This window comes from Streptomyces lomondensis (assembly GCF_014651035.1).
GTDB lineage: Bacteria > Actinomycetota > Actinomycetes > Streptomycetales > Streptomycetaceae > Streptomyces > Streptomyces lomondensis.
In genome coordinates this window covers 665,211-688,066 of sequence record NZ_BMWC01000004.1, presented here as the reverse complement: position 1 = coordinate 688,066, position 22,856 = coordinate 665,211, and the positions used below count along the sequence as shown (strand labels likewise).

Annotated in this window: 24 protein-coding genes; 8 read left to right on the top strand and 16 right to left on the bottom strand. The window is 71.6% G+C overall.

What is annotated here, in order from left to right:
* Positions 1-19: 19 nt before the first annotated feature.
* The 5 genes from hypB to hypE are packed head-to-tail and all read left to right on the top strand — an operon-like array spanning position 20 to position 5,553.
* Complete coding sequence (hypB, locus tag IE255_RS18240; RefSeq protein ID WP_190051326.1) at positions 20-757, top strand: hydrogenase nickel incorporation protein HypB; 738 nt, start codon at positions 20-22, stop codon at positions 755-757.
* The gene (gene hypF / locus IE255_RS18235; protein WP_190051325.1) at positions 754-3,066 is read left to right on the top strand and encodes a carbamoyltransferase HypF; all 2,313 of its coding nucleotides are present in this window, start codon (positions 754-756) and stop codon (positions 3,064-3,066) included. Before hypB ends, hypF begins: the two co-directional genes overlap by 4 nt.
* A 3-nt stretch (positions 3,067-3,069) precedes the next feature.
* Complete coding sequence (locus IE255_RS18230; RefSeq protein WP_190051324.1) at positions 3,070-3,351, top strand: HypC/HybG/HupF family hydrogenase formation chaperone; 282 nt, start codon at positions 3,070-3,072, stop codon at positions 3,349-3,351.
* Positions 3,348-4,490, top strand: coding sequence for a hydrogenase formation protein HypD (gene hypD, locus IE255_RS18225; RefSeq protein ID WP_190051323.1), 1,143 nt, complete (start codon positions 3,348-3,350; stop codon positions 4,488-4,490). The genes IE255_RS18230 and hypD overlap by 4 nt, the downstream gene beginning before the upstream one ends.
* Positions 4,483-5,553, top strand: a complete 1,071-nt coding sequence (gene hypE, locus IE255_RS18220) for a hydrogenase expression/formation protein HypE (RefSeq protein WP_308280903.1) — start codon at positions 4,483-4,485, stop codon at positions 5,551-5,553. Before hypD ends, hypE begins: the two co-directional genes overlap by 8 nt.
* A 59-nt stretch (positions 5,554-5,612) precedes the next feature.
* Here hypE and hypA read toward each other — a convergent pair whose 3' ends face one another.
* The 9 genes from hypA to IE255_RS18175 form a co-directional block, all read right to left on the bottom strand.
* Positions 5,613-5,963, bottom strand: a complete 351-nt coding sequence (gene hypA / locus IE255_RS18215) for a hydrogenase maturation nickel metallochaperone HypA (protein WP_190051322.1) — start codon at positions 5,961-5,963, stop codon at positions 5,613-5,615.
* 7 nt (positions 5,964-5,970) lie between these two features.
* Positions 5,971-6,171 carry a hypothetical protein gene (locus tag IE255_RS18210; protein WP_190051392.1) on the bottom strand — a complete coding sequence of 67 codons (201 nt, stop codon included), beginning with the start codon at positions 6,169-6,171 and terminating at the stop codon, positions 5,971-5,973.
* A 74-nt stretch (positions 6,172-6,245) separates the two neighbouring features.
* Entirely contained in the window at positions 6,246-6,452 is a 207-nt protein-coding gene (locus IE255_RS18205) for a hypothetical protein (RefSeq protein ID WP_190051321.1), read from the bottom strand.
* 42 nt (positions 6,453-6,494) lie between these two features.
* Entirely contained in the window at positions 6,495-7,091 is a 597-nt protein-coding gene (locus IE255_RS18200; protein ID WP_190051320.1) for a DUF5947 family protein, read from the bottom strand.
* Positions 7,088-7,624 carry a NifU-related iron-sulfur-binding protein gene (locus tag IE255_RS18195; protein WP_190051319.1) on the bottom strand — a complete coding sequence of 179 codons (537 nt, stop codon included), beginning with the start codon at positions 7,622-7,624 and terminating at the stop codon, positions 7,088-7,090. Before IE255_RS18195 ends, IE255_RS18200 begins: the two co-directional genes overlap by 4 nt.
* Positions 7,617-9,410: a nickel-dependent hydrogenase large subunit gene (locus IE255_RS18190; RefSeq protein ID WP_190051318.1), complete on the bottom strand. Its 1,794-nt coding sequence runs from the start codon at positions 9,408-9,410 to the stop codon at positions 7,617-7,619. The genes IE255_RS18195 and IE255_RS18190 overlap by 8 nt, the downstream gene beginning before the upstream one ends.
* A 79-nt stretch (positions 9,411-9,489) precedes the next feature.
* Positions 9,490-10,578: an NADH-quinone oxidoreductase subunit B family protein gene (locus IE255_RS18185; RefSeq protein WP_190051317.1), complete on the bottom strand. Its 1,089-nt coding sequence runs from the start codon at positions 10,576-10,578 to the stop codon at positions 9,490-9,492.
* 1 nt (position 10,579) lies between these two features.
* Positions 10,580-12,094, bottom strand: a complete 1,515-nt coding sequence (locus tag IE255_RS18180; RefSeq protein WP_190051316.1) for a hypothetical protein — start codon at positions 12,092-12,094, stop codon at positions 10,580-10,582.
* A gap of 205 nt (positions 12,095-12,299) precedes the next feature.
* Positions 12,300-12,770, bottom strand: coding sequence for a DUF6069 family protein (locus tag IE255_RS18175; protein WP_190051315.1), 471 nt, complete (start codon positions 12,768-12,770; stop codon positions 12,300-12,302).
* 171 nt (positions 12,771-12,941) lie between these two features.
* Between IE255_RS18175 and IE255_RS18170 the strand changes: the two genes are divergently transcribed.
* Positions 12,942-14,618 carry an NAD-dependent malic enzyme gene (locus tag IE255_RS18170; RefSeq protein WP_190051386.1) on the top strand — a complete coding sequence of 559 codons (1,677 nt, stop codon included), beginning with the start codon at positions 12,942-12,944 and terminating at the stop codon, positions 14,616-14,618.
* 334 nt (positions 14,619-14,952) lie between these two features.
* Here the strand turns inward: IE255_RS18170 and IE255_RS18165 are convergent, their stop codons facing one another.
* A complete protein-coding gene (locus IE255_RS18165; RefSeq protein ID WP_190051314.1) occupies positions 14,953-15,753 on the bottom strand; it encodes a GNAT family N-acetyltransferase in 801 nt (266 codons plus the stop codon).
* 281 nt (positions 15,754-16,034) lie between these two features.
* Here IE255_RS18165 and IE255_RS18160 point away from each other — a divergent pair, with 281 nt between their 5' ends.
* Both IE255_RS18160 and IE255_RS18155 read left to right on the top strand, forming a co-directional pair.
* Positions 16,035-16,400, top strand: a complete 366-nt coding sequence (locus tag IE255_RS18160) for a hypothetical protein (protein ID WP_190051313.1) — start codon at positions 16,035-16,037, stop codon at positions 16,398-16,400.
* A 147-nt stretch (positions 16,401-16,547) separates the two neighbouring features.
* Complete coding sequence (locus IE255_RS18155) at positions 16,548-17,213, top strand: SigE family RNA polymerase sigma factor (RefSeq protein WP_229906457.1); 666 nt, start codon at positions 16,548-16,550, stop codon at positions 17,211-17,213.
* Between the two features lie 465 nt (positions 17,214-17,678).
* Here IE255_RS18155 and IE255_RS18150 read toward each other — a convergent pair whose 3' ends face one another.
* Genes IE255_RS18150 through IE255_RS18125 form a run of 6 tightly spaced genes read right to left on the bottom strand, consistent with a single transcriptional unit; the run spans position 17,679 to position 22,847 of the window.
* Positions 17,679-18,323 carry a TetR/AcrR family transcriptional regulator gene (locus IE255_RS18150; protein WP_190051312.1) on the bottom strand — a complete coding sequence of 215 codons (645 nt, stop codon included), beginning with the start codon at positions 18,321-18,323 and terminating at the stop codon, positions 17,679-17,681.
* 16 nt (positions 18,324-18,339) lie between these two features.
* On the bottom strand, positions 18,340-18,744 hold the full coding sequence (locus IE255_RS18145) for a PaaI family thioesterase (protein WP_190051311.1): 405 nt from the start codon (positions 18,742-18,744) through the stop codon (positions 18,340-18,342).
* 54 nt (positions 18,745-18,798) lie between these two features.
* Positions 18,799-19,131 carry a DUF4387 domain-containing protein gene (locus tag IE255_RS18140; RefSeq protein WP_190051310.1) on the bottom strand — a complete coding sequence of 111 codons (333 nt, stop codon included), beginning with the start codon at positions 19,129-19,131 and terminating at the stop codon, positions 18,799-18,801.
* Positions 19,124-20,524 (bottom strand): acyclic terpene utilization AtuA family protein, encoded by a 1,401-nt coding sequence (locus IE255_RS18135; protein WP_190051309.1) that lies wholly within the window; start codon positions 20,522-20,524, stop codon positions 19,124-19,126. Before IE255_RS18135 ends, IE255_RS18140 begins: the two co-directional genes overlap by 8 nt.
* A 43-nt stretch (positions 20,525-20,567) precedes the next feature.
* On the bottom strand, positions 20,568-21,554 hold the full coding sequence (locus tag IE255_RS18130) for a phosphoglycerate dehydrogenase (RefSeq protein WP_190051308.1): 987 nt from the start codon (positions 21,552-21,554) through the stop codon (positions 20,568-20,570).
* A gap of 18 nt (positions 21,555-21,572) precedes the next feature.
* Positions 21,573-22,847, bottom strand: coding sequence for an MFS transporter (locus IE255_RS18125; RefSeq protein ID WP_190051307.1), 1,275 nt, complete (start codon positions 22,845-22,847; stop codon positions 21,573-21,575).
* Positions 22,848-22,856: the final 9 nt, after the last annotated feature.

The following is a 22,856-nucleotide window of genomic DNA, read 5'->3' as shown; positions in this document are numbered from 1 at the left end:
GACCGCGAGGAGCGGCGCCATGTGCGATTCCGTGGACGAGGTCACTCAGGCCGTCCTGGCGAAGAACGACGGTCTGGCCGCGGGCCTGCGCGAGGAGCTGGCCCGGCGCGGAGTGAGCGTGGTCAACCTGCTGTCCAGCCCGGGCAGCGGCAAGACGGAACTGCTCGGGCGGGTGCTGGCCCGGGCGGTGGAGCGGGGCCTGCCGGTGGCCGCGCTCACCGCCGACCTGGCGACCGAGAACGACGCCGACCGGCTCGCCCGTTCAGGCGCCCCGGTGAAGCAGCTGCTGACCGACGGGCTGTGCCATCTGGAGGCGCGGCAGCTGCGCGGCCACGTGGAGGGCTGGCTGCCGGAGGGCACCTCGCTGCTGTTCGTGGAGAACGTCGGCAACCTCGTGTGCCCGGCCTCCTACGACCTCGGCGAGAGCCTGCGGATCGTCCTCATGGCGGTGACGGAGGGCGAGGACAAGCCGCTCAAGTACCCCACCGCCTTCGGGTCCGCCCACCTCGTGGTGCTGACCAAGACGGACCTGACGGGGCCCGCCGGGTTCGACGAGGCCGCCTTCGACGCCCATGTGCAGCGGGTCAACCCCGGGGTGGAGGTGCTGCGGTCCTGCGCCCGCACCGGTGTCGGCGTGGACGCTCTGCTGGAGCGGGTGCTCGCCGTACGGGACGGGTCCCCGGTGCACCGGCCTCCCCTGGCGCCCCGCCCGCACAGCCACGCCCATGAGGACGCCGAAGCCGGCCTCGTCCCGTGACCGCGCCGGTCGCACAGGCGGTGCGCCGCCGCGTCACCGTGCGCGGCACCGTGCAGGGCGTGGGCTTCCGCCCCTTCGTGCACCGCCTGGCCACCGATCTCGCCCTCGCGGGGTTCGTGAGCAACACCGCGAGCGGTGTCGTCATCGAGGTGGAGGGCCCGCCGGAGGGCGTCGACCGCTTCTGCGACCGGCTGGCCGCGGAGCCACCACCGCTGGCGACCGTCACCGGTGTCGGGTTCGAGGACCTGCCCGTCACGGGCGCCGACGGCACCTTCAGCATCCGCTCCACGGACCGCTCCCCCGGCCGCACCCACCTCCCGCCCGACACGGCGACCTGCGCCGACTGCCTGCGGGAGCTGGCCGATCCGGCCGACCGCCGGCACCGGCACCCGTTCGTCACCTGCACGCACTGCGGGCCCCGCTTCACCATCGCCACCGGTATGCCGTACGACCGGGCGGTGACGACCATGACCGGCTTCCCGATGTGCGCCGGCTGCGCACGGGAGTACGGCGATCCCCTCGACCGCCGCTTCCACGCCCAGCCCGTGGCCTGCCCCGACTGCGGTCCCCGGCTGCGTCTGGTGCCCGCCTCCGGGAGCGGGGTCCGCCCGGCGCGGGACGCCGACGCCCTCGCGGCGGCGCGGGCGCTGCTGGCCGCCGGGCGGATCGTCGCCGTCAAGGGCCTCGGCGGCTACCACCTGGCGTGTGACGCCACCGACGCGCGGGCCGTCGAGACGCTGCGCACCCGCAAGGCGCGCGGCGGCAAACCGTTCGCGGTGATGTGCGCGGACCTGGACGCCGTACGGCGGATCGCCGAGCCCTCCCCCGCCGAGACGGCGGCCCTCACCAGCCCCCGGCGCCCCATCGTCCTGCTGCGTCGGCGGCCGGGGCCGGCAGGCCTCGCGCCCGGCGTCTGCCCCGGCAGCCCGCACCTCGGCGTGCTGCTGCCCTACACCCCCGTGCACACCCTGCTGTTCGGACTGCCCGGCGATCCGCCGGGTCCCCGCATGCTGGTCATGACGAGCGGCAACCGCTCGGGGGAACCGATCGTCACGGACGACGACGAGGCACTGACCCGGCTGGCCGGCCTGGCCGACGCCTGGCTCGCCCACGACCGGCCCATCGCCTCGCCCTGCGACGACTCCCTGCTGCGGGTGCGGCCCGACGGCACCGAGCAGGTGCTGCGCCGCTCCCGGGGATACGTGCCCCGGCCGCTGCGGCTGCCGGTGCCGGTGCGGCCCGCGCTGGCCGTGGGCGGCGACCTGAAGAACGCCCTGTGCCTCGGCGCGGGCGACCAGGCCTGGTTCGGCCCGCACATCGGCGACATGGGCGACCTCGGCAGCCTGGAGGCGGCCCGGAGCGCGGAGGAGCACATGCGGTGCCTGACCGGGGTCACACCCGAGCTCGTCGCCGCCGACCGGCACCCGGGATACCACTCGACGAGATGGGCCGCCCGACGGGCCGGGCGCACGCCCGTGCTCGTCCAGCACCACCACGCGCACCTCGCCTCGGCGATGGCCGAGCACGGCCTCGACGGCACGACACCCGTGATCGGTGTCGCCTTCGACGGCACGGGCTACGGCGACGACGGCACCGTCTGGGGCGGCGAGATCCTCCTCGCCGGCTACCGCGGCTTCCGGCGCTACGCCCACCTCGCGCCCGCCCCGCTCCCCGGTGGGGACGCGGGCGTGGCCAACCCGTGCCGCCTGGCACTGGCCCGGCTGCGGGCGGCAGGGCTGCCGTGGGACGCGGATCTGCCCTGTGTGGGCGCCTGCGCGCCCGACGAACTGGCCGTACTCGAACGGCAGTTGGCCAGCGGGCTGGCCTGTGTGCCGACCTCCGGCATGGGCCGGCTCTTCGACGCCGTGTCGTCCCTGGTCGGTGTCTGCCACCGCGCGGGGTACGAGGCCCAGGCCGCCCTGGAGCTGGAGGCGGCGGCCGCCTCGGCGTGGGACGCCGAGACCTCGGCGTACGCCTTCACCGGCGATCTCGACCCGGCGCCCGTGCTGCGCGCGCTGGTCACCGACCTGCGGCGCGGCACCCCGGCCCCCGTGCTCGCGGCCCGCTTCCACCGCGCCGTGGCGCGGGCCGTCGCGGAGATCTGCGGGCGCGCACGCCGGGACACGGGCCTGGCCACCGTCGCGCTCAGCGGCGGGGTCTTCGCCAACGCGCTGCTGGAGGAGGAGTGCACACGGTTGCTGGCCACAGACGGCTTCACGGTGCTCCGCCACGGCGAAGTCCCGCCGAACGACGGCGGGCTGGCCCTCGGCCAGCTGGTGGTCGCGGCGCACCTACGACAGGAGGAGTGACCCATGTGTTTGGCAGTGCCCGGCAAGGTCGTGGCCATCGACGACGGCGCGGATCCGCTCACCGGGCTGATCGACTTCGGCGGCGTGCGGAAACAGGCGTGCCTGGAGTACGTCCCCGACGTGCGGGTGGGTGAGTACGTCATCGTGCACGTCGGCTTCGCGCTCCAGCGCCTGGACGAGGAGTCGGCCCTGGCCTCGCTGAAGCTGTTCGAGGAACTGGGGCTGCTGGAGGAGGAGTTCGGTGACGCCTGGGAGCAGGCGGCGAAGGAGGCGGGCACCGCGTGAAGTACATCGACGAGTTCAACGACCCGGATCTGGCCCGGCGGCTGCTGGACGAGATCCGCGCCACCGCGACCCGGCCGTGGGCCCTGATGGAGGTGTGCGGCGGCCAGACCCACTCGATCATCCGGCACGGCATCGACCAACTGCTGCCCGAACAGGTCGAGTTGATCCACGGCCCCGGCTGCCCCGTCTGTGTCACGCCGCTGGAGGTCATCGACAAGGCGCTGGAGATCGCCGCACGGCCCGGGGTGGTCTTCTGCTCCTTCGGCGACATGCTCCGGGTGCCGGGCACCGACCGCGACCTGTTCCGGGTCAAGGGCGAGGGCGGCGACGTCCGCGTGGTCTACTCGCCGCTCGACGCCCTGGAGCTGGCCCGCCGCCACCCGGACCGGGAGGTGGTGTTCTTCGCGATCGGCTTCGAGACCACCGCCCCCGCCAACGCGATGGCCGTGCACCAGGCGCGCCGCCTGGGCCTGACCAACTTCAGCCTGCTGGTGTCTCATGTGCGGGTGCCCCCGGCCATCGAGGCGATCATGACGGCGCCCGAGTGCCGGGTGCAGGGATTCCTGGCCGCCGGGCACGTGTGCAGTGTGATGGGCACGGCCGAGTACCCGGAACTCGCCGAGCGGTTCGGCGTTCCGATGGTGGTGACGGGCTTCGAGCCGCTGGACATCCTGGAGGGCATCCGCCGTGCGGTCCGCCAGCTGGAGCGCGGTGAGCACCGGGTGGAGAACGCCTACCCGCGTGCCGTGCGCGAGGACGGCAATCCTGCCGCCGTGCGCATGATCGAGGAGGTGTTCGAGGTCACCGACCGCAACTGGCGAGGTATCGGGCGCATTCCTTCGAGCGGCTGGCGGCTGACCGACGCCTTCCGGGCGTTCGACGCCGAGCACCGCTTCGACGTCACCGGGATCCGGACCGAGGAGCCCGCCGAGTGCCGCAGCGGCGAGGTGCTCCAGGGCCTGATCAAGCCCACCGAGTGCGCCGCGTTCGGCACCACCTGCACCCCGCGCACCCCGCTCGGCGCCACCATGGTCTCCAGCGAGGGCGCCTGCGCGGCCTACTACCTGTACCGCCGGATGAACGCCCCGACGCCGCAGGGCGGCGGGGCATCGCAGGAGGAGGTGGCTCCCGTTGCCTGAGCGACTCGCCGAGGTGGTCGACCCGGCCGACTGGACGTGTCCCGCCCCGCTGCGCGACCAGGGTGTGGTGGTGATGGGGCACGGCGGAGGCGGCGCCCTGTCGGCTGAGCTGATGGAGCAGGTCTTCAGCCCCGCCTACGGCAACGCCACCCTCGCCGCTCTCACCGACTCCGCCGTCCTCGAACTGGGCGGCGCGCGGCTCGCCTTCTCCACCGACTCCTATGTCGTCAGGCCGCTGTTCTTCCCGGGCGGCAGCCTCGGGGACCTCGCGGTCAACGGCACCGTCAACGACCTGGCCATGAGCGGGGCGAGGCCCGCGTACCTCTCCGCCGCCTTCGTCCTGGAAGAGGGCGTGGAGCTGACGGTCGTCGAGCGGATCGCGCGAGCGATGGGCGCGGCGGCCGAGACCGCCGGGGTGACGATCGCCACGGGTGACACCAAGGTCGTGGAGTCCGGGCACGGCGACGGGGTGTACGTCACCACCGCCGGGGTGGGGCTGGTGCCCGACGGTGTGGACATCCGGCCGCAGCGGGCGCGGCCCGGGGACGTCGTCATCGTCAGCGGGCCGATCGGCCTGCACGGGGTGGCGATCATGAGCGTCCGGGAGGGCCTGGAGTTCGGAGTGGAGGTCGCCAGCGACACCGCGCCGCTGGCGGATCTGGTGGCGGCCATGCTGGCCGTCACCCCGGACGTCCATGTGCTGCGCGACCCCACCAGGGGCGGCCTGGGGGCGTCCCTGAACGAGATCGCCCGTGCGTCCGGGACCGGTGTCCGGTTGCAGGAGCGGGCCGTTCCGGTGCCGGACGCGGTGGCGAACGCTTGCGGCTTCCTCGGGCTCGATCCCCTGTACGTCGCCAACGAGGGGCGGCTGGTCGCCTTCGTCCCGCCGTCGGAGGCGGAGGAGGTGCTCGCCGCGATGCGTGCGCACCCGCAGGGCGCCGGGGCCGCGCGGATCGGCGAGTGTGTCGCCGAGCACCCGGGGATGGTGGTGGTCGCCACCGGTCTCGGCGGCACCCGGGTGGTGGACCTGCCGCTCGGCGAGCAGCTGCCGCGCATCTGCTGACCCGCGCGGAAGGCCCCGCCGACGGGTCGGCGGGGCCTTCCGCTATGCGGGGCCTTGCGCTAGGTCGGGACCGGTTCGATCCCGGCGATCTCCAGCTCCCGGCCGCTGCGCAGGTCGCTGGAGGGCCGGTCGCAGCGCGGGCACCAGAAGAACGGGGGCATGCCCACCGCGAACTCCTCGGCGCACGGGCCGCACCAGGCCTGCGCGGGCACCTGCTCGACCACGAGCCGCGCCCCGGCGAGGGCGGTGCCGTCGCGGGCCACCTCGAAGGCGAAGCCGAGGGCGTCGGGGACGACGCCCGCCAGCTCGCCGACCCGGACGGTCACCGCCGAGACGGCGGCCGTCCCGTCCGCCCGGGCCAGCTCACCGGCCCGCTCGATGATCGCGGTCGCGATCGACAGTTCGTGCACGGCGGGCTCACGGGTAGCGGCGGCCGGCGCGGAAACCGCCGGCCATCCGCCAGATCCGCATCTCCCGCCGCAGGCTGGGAAACTCCCAGCACAGCAGTGCCACGGCCAGACCGCCCGCCAGGACGGCCTCGGCCTTCAGCACCCGCTGCCCGCTCGTCCCGCCCCGCCTGCGCGCGACGAGGCCGCGTGCGAGGGGGCTGCGTGCCATGGATCTGCGTGCGATGGGTCTGGGTGCTCGTCGGACCTTCATTGCGGCGACTCCCTGCTCTCTGATCACGGCTGTCATCCCGGCGAGATGTTCGGCATGGTCTCCGCGAGGGCGTCATGCCGCTTCCAGTGGATCCCCGTGGAGCGGCGCGCGTCGGCGGTGCCGTCCTCGTTGTGCCCCTTCTGGTCCTCGTACCGTCCCTTGTTGCCCTGGTGCATGCCGGTCACATGCGTGGGCGTGTCGGGCTTCGTCTGCGCCCGGCCCACTCTGATGCTGCCCATGGGATGTTCTCCTTCCTCGCCTCCGACCTGCGGAGTGCGTGCTCATGACCGCTCGGTGAGGTCCTCGAAGAACCGCTCGACGGCCGGCCAGATCCGGCCGCCGCCGGACAGGCCGCGCCACTCCCGGCGTACGACGGCGACCATCCGGTAGCAGTCGTCGATCGGCACGATCCAGTGGTGGTCGAGGCCGTGGACGGTGTTCACCAGCAGCGCCTCCACCTCGGGTTCCACGGTCGCGATCCGCGGACACGTCCGGGCCAGCTCCTGCCAGGCCGCCGCGTCCACCTCCCAGCGCATGGTGCCGGCCGGGCTCGGGCCCTGGGCGGTGACGGCGCCGTCCGCCCGGGGCACGAAGAACACCAGGCCGACCGGTACGCCGAGCATCGCCGTATCGACCTTGGGCAGCCGGACCCGGCGCCGGGGCACCAGCCGGTACTGCCCGGCCCCGGCCCCGGCTTCGGCGAACAGCACCGAGCAGGGGCCGCAGGCGCAGCGCACCTCGTCCTGCCCGGTGTCGTACAGGTGGGCGTGCTCCTCGGCGACCGGCGCGGCGCACAGGTCGCACACCTCCGTCTCCTCCGCCGCCGTGCGCTCGGCGGAGGAGCGGATGAGGCGGGCCAGCGCCCGGTCGGTGGTCACCGCGCGCCCCGGTGCGTGAGCGTGGCCAGCGGTACGAAGGCTGGGGCGGTGTCGGTCAGCGGCTCCACGGCCGTCAGCTCGGGGGCCACGGCGAGCACCGCCGCCCGGACCGCGTCGGTGACCTCGGACGTTCCGCCGCCGCAGCCGGAGCCGCAGCCGCCGCCCGTGGTCATACGCACCCGGGCCACCTCGCCCTCCACTCCGGCCCACTCCACGTCCCCGCCCCGCTCCTGGACGGCCGGCCGCAGCCGTTCGACCGCGCGGGCCGCCCGGCGTTCGGCCGGCTCGGGGTGGATGTCGTGCAGCACCAGCAGGTGCCCCAGCAGCTCGTCCTCGGTGAGACGTGCGGCCAGCTCCTCGTCCGCCCGGTCCAGGACGCGGGCCAGGGCCTCGCCGTAGACCTCGGTCAGCAGCCGGACCGCCTCGGTGGCGGGGCCGGGGAGGGACGCGAGGGCTTCCAGGGCCTCGTCGAGCCGGGCGAGCCGGGCCTCGACGTCCGGGTCGGACAGCCGTGCGGCGGCGGGCTCAGCCATGGTTCGCCCCGTAGGTCGGCGAGTGGAGAGTGGTGAGCGTCTTGCCCTTGCCGACGTACATGTGGACACCGCACGGCAGGCAGGGGTCGAAGCTGCGGACGGTGCGCATGATGTCGACGCCCTTGAAGTCGTCCGGCCCGTTCTCCTCGAAGATCGGCTGGCCCTGGACGGCGTCCTCGTACGGGCCGGGTGTGCCGTACATGTCGCGGGGGCTGGCGTTCCACGGGGTGGGCGGGTACGGGTGGTAGTTGGCGATCTTCTTGTCCTTGATCACCAGGTGGTGGGAGAGGACGCCGCGCACCGCCTCGTGGAAGCCGCAGCCGATCGCCTCGTCGGGCACCTCGTAGTTCTCGAACACCTTGGTCTCGCCGGCGCGGATCAGTCCCATGGACTCCTCCAGGAACTGGAGGGCCATGGCGGCGGCGTAGGCGATGAAGTACGGCCGGGCGCGGTCGCGTTCGATGGTGTTGCTCCACTGCGGGATGCGCCACTCCAGGGTGGTCTCCGGCAGGGACTCGCCCTTGGGGAGGGAGATGCGCACGCTGTGGCCGGTGGCCTTGACGTACGGGGTGTCGACCAGGCCGTTCAGCGCGGTCGACCACAGGCGGGCGAGCGGGCCGCCGCCGGTGTCCAGGGCGAGGTGGTCGCCGGTGCGCTGGTCGAACCAGCGCGGGCTCATGACCCAGCTGTACTTGTCGTCGAAGTTGCGCTTCTGCGGCACCGGGACGGTGGTCTGGTTCCACGGGTGGCGCATGTCGACGGGGTTGCCGAGCGGGTCGTGGGTGACGAAGGGCGTCTCGTTGACCCAGTCCTCGTAGTACGAGCTGCCCAGCAGGATGCGCAGGCCGAGGTTGATGTCGACGAGGTTGTTGGTGACGAGCTCGCCGTCGACGATGATGCCCGGGGTGACGTACATGTCCTTGCCCCAGGAGTTCATCGTCTCGTACCGGTAGTCGACCGTCTTGGGGTCCTGGAAGGCACCCCAGCAGCCCAGCAGCACCCGGCGGCGGCCGACCTCCTCGTAGCCGGGCAGCGCCTCGTAGAAGAAGTCGAAGACGTCGTCGTTCATGGCGACGGCCTTCTTCACGAAGTCGATGACCCGCATGAGCCGGCTGAGGTAGTCGGTGAAGGTGTTCGGCTGGGGCATGGTGCCCACGCCGCCGGGATAGAGCGTGGACGGGTGGACGTGCCGTCCCTCCATCAGGCAGAACATCTCGCGGGTGACCCGGCTGACCTTCAGGGCCTCCTTGTAGACCTCGCCCTCGAAGGGGTTGAAGGCCTTCATGATGTCCGCGATCGTGCGGTAGCCGTGGATGTCGCCACGAGGCGCCTCGGTGCGTTCGGCGCGGGCCAGCACACCGGGGTTGGTGGCCTTGACCATCGCCTCGCAGAAGTCCACGAAGACCAGGTTGTCCTGGAAGATCGTGTGGTCGAACATGTACTCGGCCGCTTCGCCGAGGTTGACGATGTAGTCGGCCAGCGGCGGCGGCTTGACGCCGTAGGCCATCTGCTGGGCGTAGTCGGAGCAGGTGGTGTGGTTGTCGCCGCAGATGCCGCAGATCCGGGACGTGATGAAGCCCGCGTCGCGCGGGTCCTTGCCCTTCATGAACACCGAGTAGCCGCGGAAGAGCGACGAGGTGCTGTGGCATTCCACGACTTCCCGGTTGGCGAAGTCGATCTTCGTGTAGATGCCCAGGTTCCCGATGATCCGGGTGATCGGATCCCAGGACATGTCCACGAGCTGGGGTGGTTTGCGCTCGGTGGGCCGGGCCTCGGTGGTGGTCATCTGCGGTACTGCCCCTCACTGTCGGTGGTGTGGAGGGTCGCGCCCTCGCTGCGGGTGGTGTGGTGGGTCGCGGGTCTCATCAGGGCCGCCAGCGCGGGTCGTAGCCGCTGGTCAGCTTGCGCTTGTTGTGGCGCCACTTGGGCTCGTGGTTGACCAGTTCGTTGGTCATGCCGCGCAGCCGGCGGATGACGGCCCCGTACGGCTTGATGGCCAGGGACGACAGGGTGCCGCCCGGGGGTTCGTCCATGAACGGCATGAACGCGTCGGGGAAGCCGGGCATCGTGCAGCCGATGCAGATGCCGCCGACGTTCGGGCAGCCGCCGATGCCGCCCATCCAGCCGCGCTTGGGCACGTTGCAGTTGACGACCGGACCCCAGCAGCCCGTCTTGACCAGGCACTTGGGCGAGTTGTAGTCCTTGGCGAAGCTGGCCTGCTCGTAGTAGGAGCCGCGGTCGCAGCCTTCGTGGACGGTCTTCCCGAACAGCCACTGCGGGCGCAGCATGTGGTCGAGCGGGGGCGGTGGTGCGGAGCCGGCCGCGTGGTAGAGGACCCAGATCAGGGTCTCCATGAAGTTCTCGGGCTGGATCGGACAGCCCGGCACGTTGACGACCGGCAGTCCGGCCTGGGAGGTGTAGTCCCAGCCGAGGTAGTCGGCGAGGCCCATGCAGCCGGTGGGGTTGCCGGACATGGCGTGGATGCCGCCGAAGGTGGCGCAGGTGCCGGCGGCGACCACCGCCCAGGCCTTGGGCGCCAGTTGGTCGATCCACCAGTTGAGGGTCTGCGGCTCGCCGGTCTCCGGGTCGTTGCCGAAGGACGTCCAGTAGCCGTCGCCCTCGATGATGTTCTGGTTGGGGATCGAGCCCTCGATCACGAGGATGAACGGGGCGAGTTCGCCCCGTACGGCCGCCCGGTAGGGGGCGAGGAAGTCCTCGCCTCCGAGGCTCGGGGAGAGCACCTTGTTGACCAGGTTCACCTTGGGCAGGCCCGGGATCAGGCCGAGCACCAGGTCCTCGATGGAGGGCTGGTCGGCGGCGGTGAGCGAGACGGTGTCGCCGTCGCAGCTCATGCCTTCGGAGATCCAGAGGATGGTGATCTCGTCTATGCCCTGCCGGTCCTCGGCCCGCTCGGGCTCCTTGCTGACTTCGGTGGTGCTGCTGTGGATTGTCATGTCACTCGGCCTCCGCTGCGGGGGTCTCGGAGTCGGTCGTGTGCCGCGTCTGGGCCGCGGCGGGAGCCGGTGCCGGCGGCTCGTCCGGGGATCCGGCGGGCCCGAGGGGTTCGAGCTCGTCGGGCCGGAAGTAGTGGAAGCGGCCGTACCAGGAGTGCAGTTCGGCCGCGGGGTCGTCGTCGAGGGTGACGGCGAGGTGCACGCTGCCGTCGACGTCGTGGAAGACGGCGGCCACCTCGGCGGTCCGCCCGGCCAGGAACATGTCCTGGGCGTCGGCGCCGCGTCCGCGGGGGCGCAGCCGTACGCGGCTGCCGCCGCCGAGGCGGACGCCGTCGACGAGCACGGTGTCGGTGGACGGGGAGAGGCCGTCGTCGGCGCCCTCCTGCCACCAGGAGGGGCGGTCGGCGGGAGCCGAGGCCGGCGGGGCGGCCGGTGCCAGGGAGCGGACAGCGCCGTGCAGTCGTTCGAAGACCTCCTGCGGCATGGTGTCGACGCGGTCGAGGATCGCGGCCGCCCTGGGGTCGGTGGCCCGGGCCTCGCGCTTCTCCTCGTCGGTCAGCAGCATCGTGCGCAGCGTGAGGATCTCGTCGATCTCGGCGGCGTCGTGCAGGTCGCCCGGGCTCTCGGGGGCCACCTGGGGGTGGTCGGGCAGGATGATCGGCGCGGACAGCAGGACGTGTCCGGCGTCCTCGGCCCTACCGCCGAGGACGGGGAAGGTGAACTCGTTGCGGCAGGCGCGCGCGGGCGCTTCAAGGTCCGTGGGCGGGTCGATGAGCGAGACGAACTCCACGCCTTCACCGCCGATGAGGGTGTGGGTGGCGATGAGGGCCCGGCGCAGTGCCTCGTCACGCGGGGTGCGCGGGGCCGGCGCGGGCGCGGTGTTCGTGGTCCGTACGCGCAGCCGGCACAGGTCGTCGGAGAGCCGCTCGGCGGTGACGGTGGTCTCGGCCCGTACCGCTGCGCGCTGCCGCACCACCCGCCCGGCGCCCTTGGGCAGCGGCTCGATGTCCTCGCCGGCCGCGGCGCCCACCGCGACGGTGCGTCCGCCGCGCAGGAGCTCGTCGAGCGGGACCTCGATGCCGGTTTCGCGCGGTACGGCCTCGTCGAAGGTCAGGTGCACGGTGCCGTCGTCGGTGCGCAGCGACTCGACGGGCCGGTGCCCGGGGTCCTGCACCTGCTTGCGCTGCAACTGGAGGTAGCGGATCCGCACGCGTACGGAGGCGCTGCCGGGCCGCCGGAGCCGCACCAGGCACTCGGTCTGCTGGTACCAGGAGTCGGCGGAGCCGGAGACGCCGGGGACGACAGGACCGTCCGCCTCCACCCAGTCCCGGGGGAACAGCACCCCGAACTGCCATCGGACGCGGTTCTTGGCCGAGGAACGGCGGTAGGGGTAGAGGAGGTAGCCCTCGTAGAGGACGGCGTCGGCGACGGCGCTGAGCTGCTCGAAGACGGACCGGTCCGCGCCGCCCCGCGTGGCGGCGCTCGCCGCGCCTACCTCGACCGCTGCCTCCGCCATCGCGCCTCCTCGTCCCGGTGTGTATGCGCATGCCTTCCACCACTTTCACCCCGCTCATCCACCGTCGCCTCCTCCGGCGCAGCGGTACTGGGCTGTTCGGGTTGCCGGGGCTGCTTCCGCGGGCGGCGTCGCGGACATGACGACGGCCCGTCGGCGGCGATGCGCGACGGGCCGGTGTCGGGATTCCGGGTGTCGGGGGGCGGCGTCACCGCTGCCCGTGGGACAGCCGCCGGGCCAGCAGGGGAATGATCACCGCGGCGGCCACCCCGTGGGACGCGGCCAGGACGATCTGGGTGGAGGTGGCCGTGTGCGGGGCGACAGCCGGGCCGGCGAGGGACAGGACGGTGAGCGCGACGGTGGTCACCGTGAAGGTGCGGGCGGGCTGCCTGGCCCAGCGGGCGAGCACGACCGCGAGGACGATCCCGGCGACCGACCAGAACACCACCCCGCCGAAGAAGCCGCCGACCGGGATCTCCGCGGCCTCCGCGGCCCCCGGGCTCGCCGCCTCCATCGGGACCCCGGCCGCCCGTGCGACCAGCGCGAACGCCTCCGTCACGACGGCACCGGCGAGCGTCGCCAGGACACCGACCAGCCATACCGGGCGGGTGGAAAGAAGGCCGGAGCTGCTCCGGGAACCGGTCTGCGCGGCCTGGGTCTGAGGGGTCGTCACACTCATGTCACTGTCTCCTGCGGGCTGTTGGGGCTCGGTATGCCTTTCGCAGGGGTAGACGGGGCGGCGCGGCAGAACTCATCGGTGCCGGGGAAGGTTTCCGGAGAGGCACGGCGGTTCGTCCGGATGGCACACGTCACGCGCACGGACCGGCCGGTCGCGGGAACACGTCACCTCATGGACCAGCCGATGAACCACCCCCGCCCGACCACCAGCCCCGCCGTCACGACCCTGGCCGACCCGCTGGTCAACAAGGGCACCGCCTTCAGCCGGCGCGAGCGCGAGGAGCTCGGGCTCGACGGGCTGCTGCCGCCCGCCGTGGAGACGCTGGACGAGCAGGTCGCCCGGGCCTACGAGGCGTTCCACGGCTACGACAAGCCCCTCAACCGGCACATCTACCTGCGGCAGCTGCAGGACACCAACGAGGTGCTCTTCTACCGTCTGGTCACCGAGCACTTGGAGGAGCTGCTGCCCATCGTCTACACGCCGACGGTGGGTGAGGCCTGCCGGCGGTTCAGCGAGATCTACCGCCGGCCGCGCGGGCTGTTCCTGAGCTGGGAGGACCGGCACCGCTTCCGCGACATCCTGCGCAACCGCCCGCACGGCAACCAGGACGTGGACGTCATCGTCGTCACCGACGGGCAGCGCATCCTCGGCCTGGGCGACCAGGGCGTCGGCGGCATGGGCATCCCGATCGGCAAGCTCAGCCTCTACACGGCGATCGGCGGCATCCACCCCGCCCGCACCCTGCCGATCCTGCTGGACGTCGGCACGGACAACGAGGACCTGCTCGACAACCCGCGCTACCTGGGCCGCCGCGCCCGCAGGCTGACCGGCGCCGAGTACGACGAGATGATCGAGGCGTTCGTCTCGGCGGTCGAGGCGGAGCTGCCGGGGACGCTGCTCCAGTGGGAGGACTTCGCCACCGCGCACGCCCACCCGATCCTCGCCCGCTACCGCGACCGGCTGCTCACGTTCAACGACGACATCCAGGGCACGGCGGCCGTCACCCTCGGGGCCCTGTCCACCGCGGCGAACGTGGCCGGCACCCCGCTGCCCGACCAGCGCGTGGTGATCCTGGGCGCCGGTTCGGCCGCGATCGGTGTCGCCGACATGATCCGTGCGGCCATGGTCGAGGAGGGCCTGCCGGAGGAGGAGGCCACGGCACGGTTCTGGATCCTCGACATCGACGGCCTGCTGGTGCGATCGCGCTCCGAACTGACGCCGCAGCAGCGGGCGTTCGCACGCGACGACAGCGAGGTGGCCGGCTGGGACGGCACCGGCCTCGCCGAAGTGGTGCGCCGGGTCGAGCCGACGGCGCTCATCGGGCTGTCGACGGCGCACGGCGCGTTCACCGAGGAGATCGTGCGGCAGATGGCCTCGACCTGCGAACGGCCCGTCGTCTTCCCGCTGTCCAACCCCACCTCCCACTCCGAGGCCGAGCCCGCGGACCTCACGCGCTGGACCGACGGCCGGGCGCTGATCGCCACCGGTTCGCCCTTCCCGCCGCTGACGGTGGACGGACACGAGGTGCCGGTGGCGCAGTCGAACAACGTGTACGTCTTCCCGGCCATGGGCCTCGCGGTGACCGCGAGCCGCGCCACGCGCGTCACCGACCGCATGCTCGTGGCCGCCGCCCGGGCCGTCGCGCAGTGCGCGGTACGGGCGGCGGACGGTGTCGACGGTCCCGTGCCGCTGCTGCCGCCCCTGGCCGGCATGCGGGAGTCCGCACGCGAGATCGCCCTGGCCGCGGCCCTCGCCGCCGTCGAGGACGGGGTGGCCCCGCAGGCGACGGAGGAGGACCTGCGCAAGGCGATCGCACAGGCGCAGTGGACGCCCCGCTACCCGGACTGAGCGGCGCGGCGTCCGCGCACTCCGGCGGACGTACTGCCTGAGGCACGACGATCGCCCCGCGGAGGCAGCGGCACATGGACCAGCACGAGCCCCTCACCGACGACGCGCTGGACACGGCCGCGGACGCGTTCGAGCGGCTGCGGCCCCGAAGAACTGGGGGGCGCGCACGATGCCGTACGGCACGCCGCTGCCGCGCACGGCGTTCTCCTGGGCGACCTTGGCCGCGTAGTAGCCGTAGCCGGGCACCTGGTCGACCAGGCCCTCGCCGGTGAGCGTGTCGACGCCCGTGGAGGGACGATCACGCCCGGCGAGGAGGACGACACCCGTCGGCGGCTCAGCCCGCCAGCCCGTAGAAGCGCATCGGCGTGTTCGGCTCGAAGCCGATCCGCGGATACACGGGTGCCCCGGCGGCGGTCGCGTGGAGAGTGGCGCGGGTCAGTCCGGTCGCGCGGGCGCCTTCATACAGCGCCTTGCGGGTCACCGCCTCGCCGTATCCCCGGCGCTGCGCGTCCGGTTCGGTGGCGACGAGCACGACGAACAGGCGGCCCTCCGCCTCGACCGTCGCGGCGCAGGCGACCGGGTCACCGTCCCGCAGGGCCAGGTAGGCGTACACCTCCTTCTTCCACAGCGTGGAGCCGACGATGCCGTCGCGCCCCTCCTCCAGAGGAAAGCCGTAGGCACGCGAGTTGATGTCCGCGTAGGCCCGCAGGTGTCCGTCGGTGGTCACCCGCTCGAACGTCAGGTCGGGATGGTGCGGTTCGGGGATCGGCAGCAGGTCGCCTGCCATGCCGGTGCCGGGGAAGGCGTAGGCCAGGCCCGCGCGCGCTGCCGCCTCGTCCAGTGCCGCGCGCGCGTCGTCGGCGAGCAGGTCCTCGAAGAGCCACAGGAAGCCCGGCTGCTTCTTGGACCGCATGATGTCCGCCGCTTGCCCCAGGCGCTGTCCGAGCAGTGCCGCGTCCGCCCCGACGTCGGTCAGTGTCACCGCGTTCCAGAAGGCGAAGCGGCAGTCGGCCCAGCGGACGGCGACACCCGGCAGGTCCCGTACGTCCGCGTTGTCGTCCCGGTCGAGCACCATGGCGCGCCAGACTGTGGAGAGCTGCTCCACCGATTCGACCGCGGCCGTCAGATCTGTCACCGCAAACCCCCTCGTTTCGTCGTGTGTGCGATGCGCTGCGTCCGGTACAACGGTCGCTGCCGTCCGGAAGTTCACCCGGAACCCAGCCCGGCGACTCCCCCCGGTTCTCAGTGACGCAGATCACTGAATTTCGCACGTACCTGTGTCGCTCGACCAGCAACCTCCAGGACCTTCGGACGTCTGTCGGAGTGGATGCGCCTCCAGCAAGGGGCCCCGCATGGAAGCCACCCATGACGGACGGTCAGCCCAGCAGACCACGACCGACGATTCGAGGACCGAACATGTCAGTACGTCACGCCGCTGTCCGCAGCTCCCGCCCGGGCCGGGTTCGCGCCGCGCTGGGCGTCTCAGTTGTGGGCGCCGCGCTGGCCCTCGGTGGAGCCTTCACGGCCCACGCCGACAGCGCCACGGCGGATGCTCCCACCGAGGCCGAGAAGGCTCGCGCGGCCTCTCCCGTGACGTCCACGTCCACCGGGAAACACGCCAAGCCCTACGTGCCCGGGTCCGAGACGCCCGCCTCGGTCTCGGAGACGGACGTCCCGGAGGACGCGAAGCCCGCCCAGCCCTATGTGCCCGGGTCCGAGACGGACGTCCCGGAGGACGCCAAGCCCGCCCAGCCGGTGAAGTTCGCGGCTCCGGCCCAGTGAGGCCCTCCGGCGTTCTGGCTCGCTGACCGGCCGTAGGTCGTTCGGCGCCACCACGTGATGGCACGCTGCCCGGCTCGGGGCCGGCAGCACGGTCTGTCCACCCGGGGTCCGGGTGGACAGACCGGTACCGCGACGTCCAGGAGACACGTGAGAACAGCGACGATCCCCACCGCCGCACCGTCGGTCACCTGGTGGCGGAGCATGCGCAGGCTGGGACGCCCCTTGTTCGGCGGCGGACTCACTCTGCTTTCACTGACCAGTCAGAAGGACGGCGGTGAGGGGCAGTTCAAGACGCTGCCCACCGGCACGGCCGCAGCCGGGGACGACCACAGCTTCAGCGAGCTCTACCACCACCGTCGGCTGGCGCTGGTGCGGCTGGCACTGCTTCTGGTGGACGACCTTCCCACGGCGGAGGACGTCGTACAGGACGCCTTCACCGCGCTCCTGCGCCGCCACGGCCGGCGGCTCGCCGGCCTGGACGACTCCGAGGCGTACCTGCGAACCTGCGTGGTCAACGCGGCTCGCTCCGTTCTGCGCCGACGCCGTACGGCTCGCGCCTACGTCCCCGAGCGGGAAGGCCAGTTCCCGTCCGCCGACCAGAGCGTGCTCCTCGCCGAGACGCATCAGGAAGTGATCGACGCGTTGCGGCGTCTCACACGTCGGCAGCGCGAGGTCTTGGTGCTGCGCTACTGGTCCGACCTCACCGAAGCACAGATCGCCGACACCCTCGGCGTCTCCCGCGGGACGGTCAAGTCCACCGTCAGCCGGGCCCTGGACGCTCTCGGCAGACAACTGGAGGAGATACCCCGATGACCGGCCACCCCTCTCAGCCGCGCTCTCGTCCATACCGCTGCCGGCACCTCGCGGAGAACGGGCGATGAGCCGCAGCCGGACCCACCACGAGGCGATCGAGCAGCGGCTGCGCGAGGCTCTCGCCGCCCGGGCCGACACCGTCGATTCGGGACAGCTGCGGCCTGCCCTCCTTCCCGCTGCGCCCAGTCGGTGGTCCCTTCCCCTTCGCCGCACCGCCCTTGTGCTGTTGGGTCTGGCCGCGGCTGCTGCCTGCGCATTGTTCGCCGTCACGAACAGCACGTCGGACAGCCCGGCCCGTCCGGCCGGCACTCCCCCACATTCGGTGAACCCGCCCACGTCTCCGGCGCCGGCTTCCCCCGCCAGCCAGGCTCCGCCCTCCAGAGGGGCCATCCCTGAGCGAGGCCCTGCCCCGGCTTCCCCGGCCGCCACGGCCGGGCGGTGATCGACGTGGTTCCCGGACGGGGGTCAGCCCGACCGCGTGACACCAGCCATCGAGGGCCTGGTCGCGCCGGAGGCAGTGAGCAGAGCGCCGTGGACGGCCGCGGACGCCGCCCGTCTGACGTACTGATCGGTGTCCGGTGGCCATGCGTCATGCTCTTGGTGGATCAGAAGAGAGACCGCCCCGTGCACGCCGGCGCACAGCAGTCTGGCTGTTTCGGTCTTGCTTTCGATCGGCACCCCCGCGTCAAGGCAGGCTGTGACCTTGTCCCGGAAATAGCGGAAGCACGCGTCTTCGTTCCGGCGGCTGGCCTCGGTGGCCTCGCCGGCCATCACCAAGCGGTACTGGGAAGGGTGACGAAGTCCGAATGCGATATAGGCGACGCAGGTCTCATACAGCGCCGTCACGGGATCAGGAACCGCCCGGGAGACTGCTTCCAACTCGGCGAACAGTGAATCCCACACACGCAGGCACGTGGCATGTACGAGTTCCCTCTTCGACGCGAAGTGGAGATAGACGGCCGGCGGGCTGACTCCCGCGCTCGTTGCCACCGCCCGGATCGTGAGAGCGTCCGCGCCACCGCTTTCGAGCAGCCGGCCGGCAATGTCGAGCAGCTGGTTCCGGAGGAGACCACCCTGGCCCTTGGCGGCACGAACTCTGGAGCCGGTCACAGATCTCGACGACGCATCAGGATTCCTTCGGCTTGATGGTCGTGACCACCTGGGTCACCCGGACGCACAGTTCGCCCTGGTCGTCATGGACGTCGACCTCGATGACGTTATTGCGCCCCAAGCGCAAGGGACGCGCCGTCGCTACGACGCCTGTGCGTGCCGGCCGGAGGAAATGGGTGCTCGATTCGACAGTGGCCGGTGCAGCGCCGACTGGACCGTTGAGGGCGGCGCACACGGCAGCACACACATCGGCGAGCCCCATCAAAGCCCCTCCGTGGAGGCCGCCGCCCACCGTGGACAGCGAGAGATCGTGCGCCAACCTGCCTCGAACGCCGGCCTTCGTCATCTCCTCGAATACGACTCCGAGCGTCTTGGCATACGGCGCGAGCGCGTAGACGTCCTCGGTTTCACGTGTGAGCACCGGCGACTCCCGTCCAGATTAGTGGCGTTAACTTATCGCCGTTAACTCAGGTCGTCAACAGGCTGTGGGTACGGGCAGCATCGCCAAGGGCACATGCTGCTGCCCGGAGTGGATGTCACGGTCGCGGAGCGAACCTTGGCCGACGGGACGCGGGAAGGAGATCTTCACGACGTTCAGCGACGGAATGCGGAACATCTGTATCCGGGTCTCGTCGACTCCGTAGAGCTCGGCGACGGTGCGCTCGTTGAGGAACGCGGCGTCGGCCGCGATGCCGTAGCCCTCGGCATCGCGCATGAACAGCTCCATCGTGATCCAGAACGGCCCGGCGTTCTTGGAGCGGACCTCGAATGCCAGGTCCCCGAGGGTGGTAGGGCCCGTCTCAGCCATGGTGCACGGTCTCCTCGATCTCGATACGGAACATGTCGGTGGGAGTGACGCTGTCGACGACGTGATGCAGTACGAACTCGTACGCGGGCCCGCGCTCGACCTCGGCCGGGGAGGTCGCGAAGGCGAGGCTGGGCAGGTAGTTCATGTCGGCTGTCGGCAGATGCAGCATCAACGGGTTGGCGACCTTCGCCACGGCTGTGGCCGTCTCCTGGTCCGGCGCTTCGACGAGCAGCATGACTCCCACCTCACGGGGCGGGCCCTGGGCCGGGTCGCGGTCCTTCAGTACCGCGTTGTAGCCGTACAGGCGTATGTCGAAGGCGTACTCGTCCTCGCGGAGGCCGAGTGTCTGCTCCACCCGCTGGCTGATCATCAGGCGCAGCAGGCGGGCCCAGTCCTCGATGTGCGCGAGGATGTGAGGATCTCGGATGGCGCTGAACGACATCGTCTCGTACCCGGTGATCCTCGCGCCCTCCAGCTTGACGGTGTGCTGGTCGGCGACGTGGAACCGCGAGCCCTCGACGCGCACCGTGCGGTCGTCGAGTGCCGCGTAGGTGGCTTCTCCGACGTCCAGAGTGCCGTCGGGTTCACGCATCCGGAAGGGGTTCACGGTCTCGTAGAGCATGTGGGCGGCGACCAGGATCGGTGTGCAGGCCACGGCCGGGTCGAGCGGCTCGATGGTGAAGCCGCCGGCGTCGATGGTGGCCAGCACCCCACCGGCACGCGGGTTGCTGGTGCACTGGCCGCCGCATTCCACGATCTTGGCGGCGTGCCACGTCGGTCCGGCCGGCATGCCCTTCATGAGGGCGTAGGCGGCCGCGACGGCCGTGTCGGTGGCGCGGCCCGCCAGCACGACCTGGGCGCCGGCTTCGAGCGCGGCGACGATCGGCTCATGCCCCATCATGCCCACGATGTGGGTGCAGCTCTCGAGCGTCTCGGGCTCCAGGTCTCCGTGGGGAGGCAACGGGTGGATGTGGCCGGACTCCAGGCGCTCCTTGAGTGCGTTGGCGTCCTGCTCGCTGTAGATCCGCGCGACCCGCAGGTCCAGTCCCTCGTCCGCCAGGATCTCGGTGACGATGCCGGCGACCCAGTCGACACCGTCGTCGGTGCCGCTGGTGCCGCACGAACCCACGATCAGCGGGATGTTGGCACGTGCCGCGGCCCTCAGCAGCACACGCAGGTCGCGGGCGACCGCCGCACGCGTGGTCTTGGGCTGCGACGAACCGAGGTAGTAGGGGCCGGAGTCGGTGCTCCCACCGTCGACGGAGATCACATCGGCACCCAGTTCGAGGCCGCGGTCGATCGTGGCCTCGGGAAATCCGGCTCCGAGCATGCCTGTCGGCGCCATGACCTTGACGGAGCCGACCGGTTCCTTGTCGTCCAATTCCTTGTGCATGGTTTCTTCTTCCTGATCGGTGGGGGCAGCAGGCGGGCAGGTGTCAGCCGGATCTCTCGCCGGTGCGGGTCTCCGGCAGCAGGTGAGCGTTCACGAGGAACCGCGGGTGTCCCCCGAGGGCGGCCACCAGCTCCGCCGCGCCCTCGCGGCCGGTGGCGGCCCGGGCTTCGGCGGTCTGCCCCGCGAGGTGGGAGTAGACGACGATCCCGTCCACGTTCCGCAACGGACTGTCGGCGGCGAGCGGTTCGTCGCTCACCACGTCGAGAGCCGCTCCGGCGATCTGTCCCTCGCGGACGGCATCGACCAGGGCCCGATCGTCGACGATCGCTCCCCGCGCGGTGTTGACCAGGACCGCGGTCGGTTTCATCCGGCGGAAGGCAGCAGCACCCAGGAGACCTCGCGTCCGTGGCGTGAGCGCGGTGTGCACCGAGAAGTAGTCGGCGGTGTCCAGCAGTTCGGGCAGCTCGACGAACCGCACCGACGGATCGGTACGCAGGTTCTCTGGCACACCGGTCGTGCAGAGCACGCGCATGCCGAATGCCTGAGCCAGAGGCACGACGGCGCGCGCGGCCGCCCCGTATCCGAGCAGACCGAGCGTCGACCCGCGCAGTTCACGACCGTCCTGCCTGGGCCAGGCGCCGGCCTCGACTCCCCTCGCGCTGTGCACCAGTCCCCGTGCCGCGGCCAGCAGCAGACCGATGGTGTACTCGGCCACGGCGTTGGCGTTGATCCCCGGCAGATTGCTCACCGTGATGCCGAGCTTTCCCGCGGCGGCGATGTCGATGGAGTCGTAGCCCACGCCGGTGCGCACGATGACGCGCAGGCGGCGCGCTCGGGACAGCACCTCGGCGGTCATGGGCTCGTTCCCGACGAGCGCGGCGTCGATCCCGTCGAGGGCGGCCACGAGGTGCTCCGGGTCGCGGCGGCCGACCAGCGGTGCGTGGACCGTCGTGTGGCCGTGCCTGCGAAGGTACTCGTCGGCCTCGTCGCCGGGATGGAGGTAGTCGGTGGTGATCAGGATGCGGGACACGTGTTTCTCATCTCGTCGCTACTGGGTGGTGACGGGGATGGTTCGGCGTTGGAGGGCGCTGATCCTGACGACGACGATGATCGACAGCGAGGCGACGAGGGCGATGTCGAGGAGCATCAGGGGCCAGCCGGTGACGTCGACCATCGCGCCCACCGCTGCTGGGCCCAGGAAGCCGCCGCCGGCCCAGCCGACGGTGTACATGCCGGCGTAGGTCCCGAAGACCCGGGCGGACGGGGCGAGGTTCCACAGGACGACCACCGCGTTGACGAGGAAGCAGGTCGCTCCGGCCGCAGCGATGCACAGGGCCACCGTGGCGCCGGTCGAGGTCCGGACGAGCGTCCCCAGCACCATCGCGGCGGCGAAGACGGACATGCCCACCGTCATGACCCGGAGCCGTCCGTAGCGCTCGGCGAGCACCGCTGCCGGGTAGGCCGCCAGGATGAAGGCGATACCGCTGGGCAGGGTGAGACCGCCGGCGGCTCCCCGTGACATGTCGAGGGTTTCCATCCCGTACAGCGTGATCAGGGACCGGGACGCGGCCCACGCGCCGCCGAAGAGAAAGATCGCCACGAGGAGCAGGAGGCGGCTGCGGTCGGTGTCCTTGAGGATCTCGACCCAGGTGTCCCGGACCCGTGGCCCCCTGCTCTCGGCACCCTGCTCCTCGCGGCCTTCCGCCACCGCGGCCCGGTAGGCCGGGGACCGGTTGTCGCGCACGGTGGCCGCGAGCACCCCGACGGAGAAGAGCATGATGATCGCGGGGATCGCGAACGCGAGACTCGGATGGTCGTCGACCAGGAAGATGCTGATGACCGCGGCGACGATGGCGGTCAGACTCGAGGCGATCTTGACTGCGGCGTTGGCACGGCTGCGTCGCTCGGGCGCGATGAAGTCCGGGACGAGTGCTTCGGCGATCGGTTTGAAGGTGTTGGCCACCAGCGCGTAGGCGAACATGGTCGCGATCAGGAACGGCAGTGACGCCGCGGCGTGCGGGATGACGACGAACAGTGCTGCGGCGAGCGGCATCCCGACCACCAGGTACGGCATGCGCCGTCCCCAGGAGGTCCTGGTGCGGTCCGACCGGTTGCCGATCCACGGCTGGATGAAGATGCCGAGCAGGTTGTCCATGCCCATCAACAGGCCGACCAGGCCCGCACTGCCGAGGTGCTCCCGCAGCAGCGGGGGAACCTGGGATTCGTAGAAGTTCCAGGTCGACTCCTGTGCGAAGACCGCGAGAGCGACCAGGAACGTGATGCGCCGGGTCCGTGAGCGCTGCCCTGCCGACATCGTCGTCATGCGGGTCGT

Coding starts and splice junctions, on each gene's coding strand:
- IE255_RS18180 (WP_190051316.1), bottom strand. CDS start 12,094: ATGGCGGAGGCAGCGGTCGAGGTAGGCGCGGCGAGCGCCGCCACGCGG.
- IE255_RS18160 (WP_190051313.1), top strand. CDS start 16,035: ATGTCAGTACGTCACGCCGCTGTCCGCAGCTCCCGCCCGGGCCGGGTT.
- IE255_RS18140 (WP_190051310.1), bottom strand. CDS start 19,131: ATGGCTGAGACGGGCCCTACCACCCTCGGGGACCTGGCATTCGAGGTC.
- IE255_RS18190 (WP_190051318.1), bottom strand. CDS start 9,410: ATGACCACCACCGAGGCCCGGCCCACCGAGCGCAAACCACCCCAGCTC.
- IE255_RS18125 (WP_190051307.1), bottom strand. CDS start 22,847: ATGACGACGATGTCGGCAGGGCAGCGCTCACGGACCCGGCGCATCACG.
- IE255_RS18210 (WP_190051392.1), bottom strand. CDS start 6,171: ATGGCACGCAGCCCCCTCGCACGCGGCCTCGTCGCGCGCAGGCGGGGC.
- IE255_RS18230 (WP_190051324.1), top strand. CDS start 3,070: ATGTGTTTGGCAGTGCCCGGCAAGGTCGTGGCCATCGACGACGGCGCG.
- IE255_RS18170 (WP_190051386.1), top strand. CDS start 12,942: ATGGACCAGCCGATGAACCACCCCCGCCCGACCACCAGCCCCGCCGTC.
- hypB (WP_190051326.1), top strand. CDS start 20: ATGTGCGATTCCGTGGACGAGGTCACTCAGGCCGTCCTGGCGAAGAAC.
- IE255_RS18175 (WP_190051315.1), bottom strand. CDS start 12,770: ATGAGTGTGACGACCCCTCAGACCCAGGCCGCGCAGACCGGTTCCCGG.
- IE255_RS18205 (WP_190051321.1), bottom strand. CDS start 6,452: ATGGGCAGCATCAGAGTGGGCCGGGCGCAGACGAAGCCCGACACGCCC.
- IE255_RS18185 (WP_190051317.1), bottom strand. CDS start 10,578: ATGACAATCCACAGCAGCACCACCGAAGTCAGCAAGGAGCCCGAGCGG.
- IE255_RS18195 (WP_190051319.1), bottom strand. CDS start 7,624: ATGGCTGAGCCCGCCGCCGCACGGCTGTCCGACCCGGACGTCGAGGCC.
- IE255_RS18135 (WP_190051309.1), bottom strand. CDS start 20,524: ATGCACAAGGAATTGGACGACAAGGAACCGGTCGGCTCCGTCAAGGTC.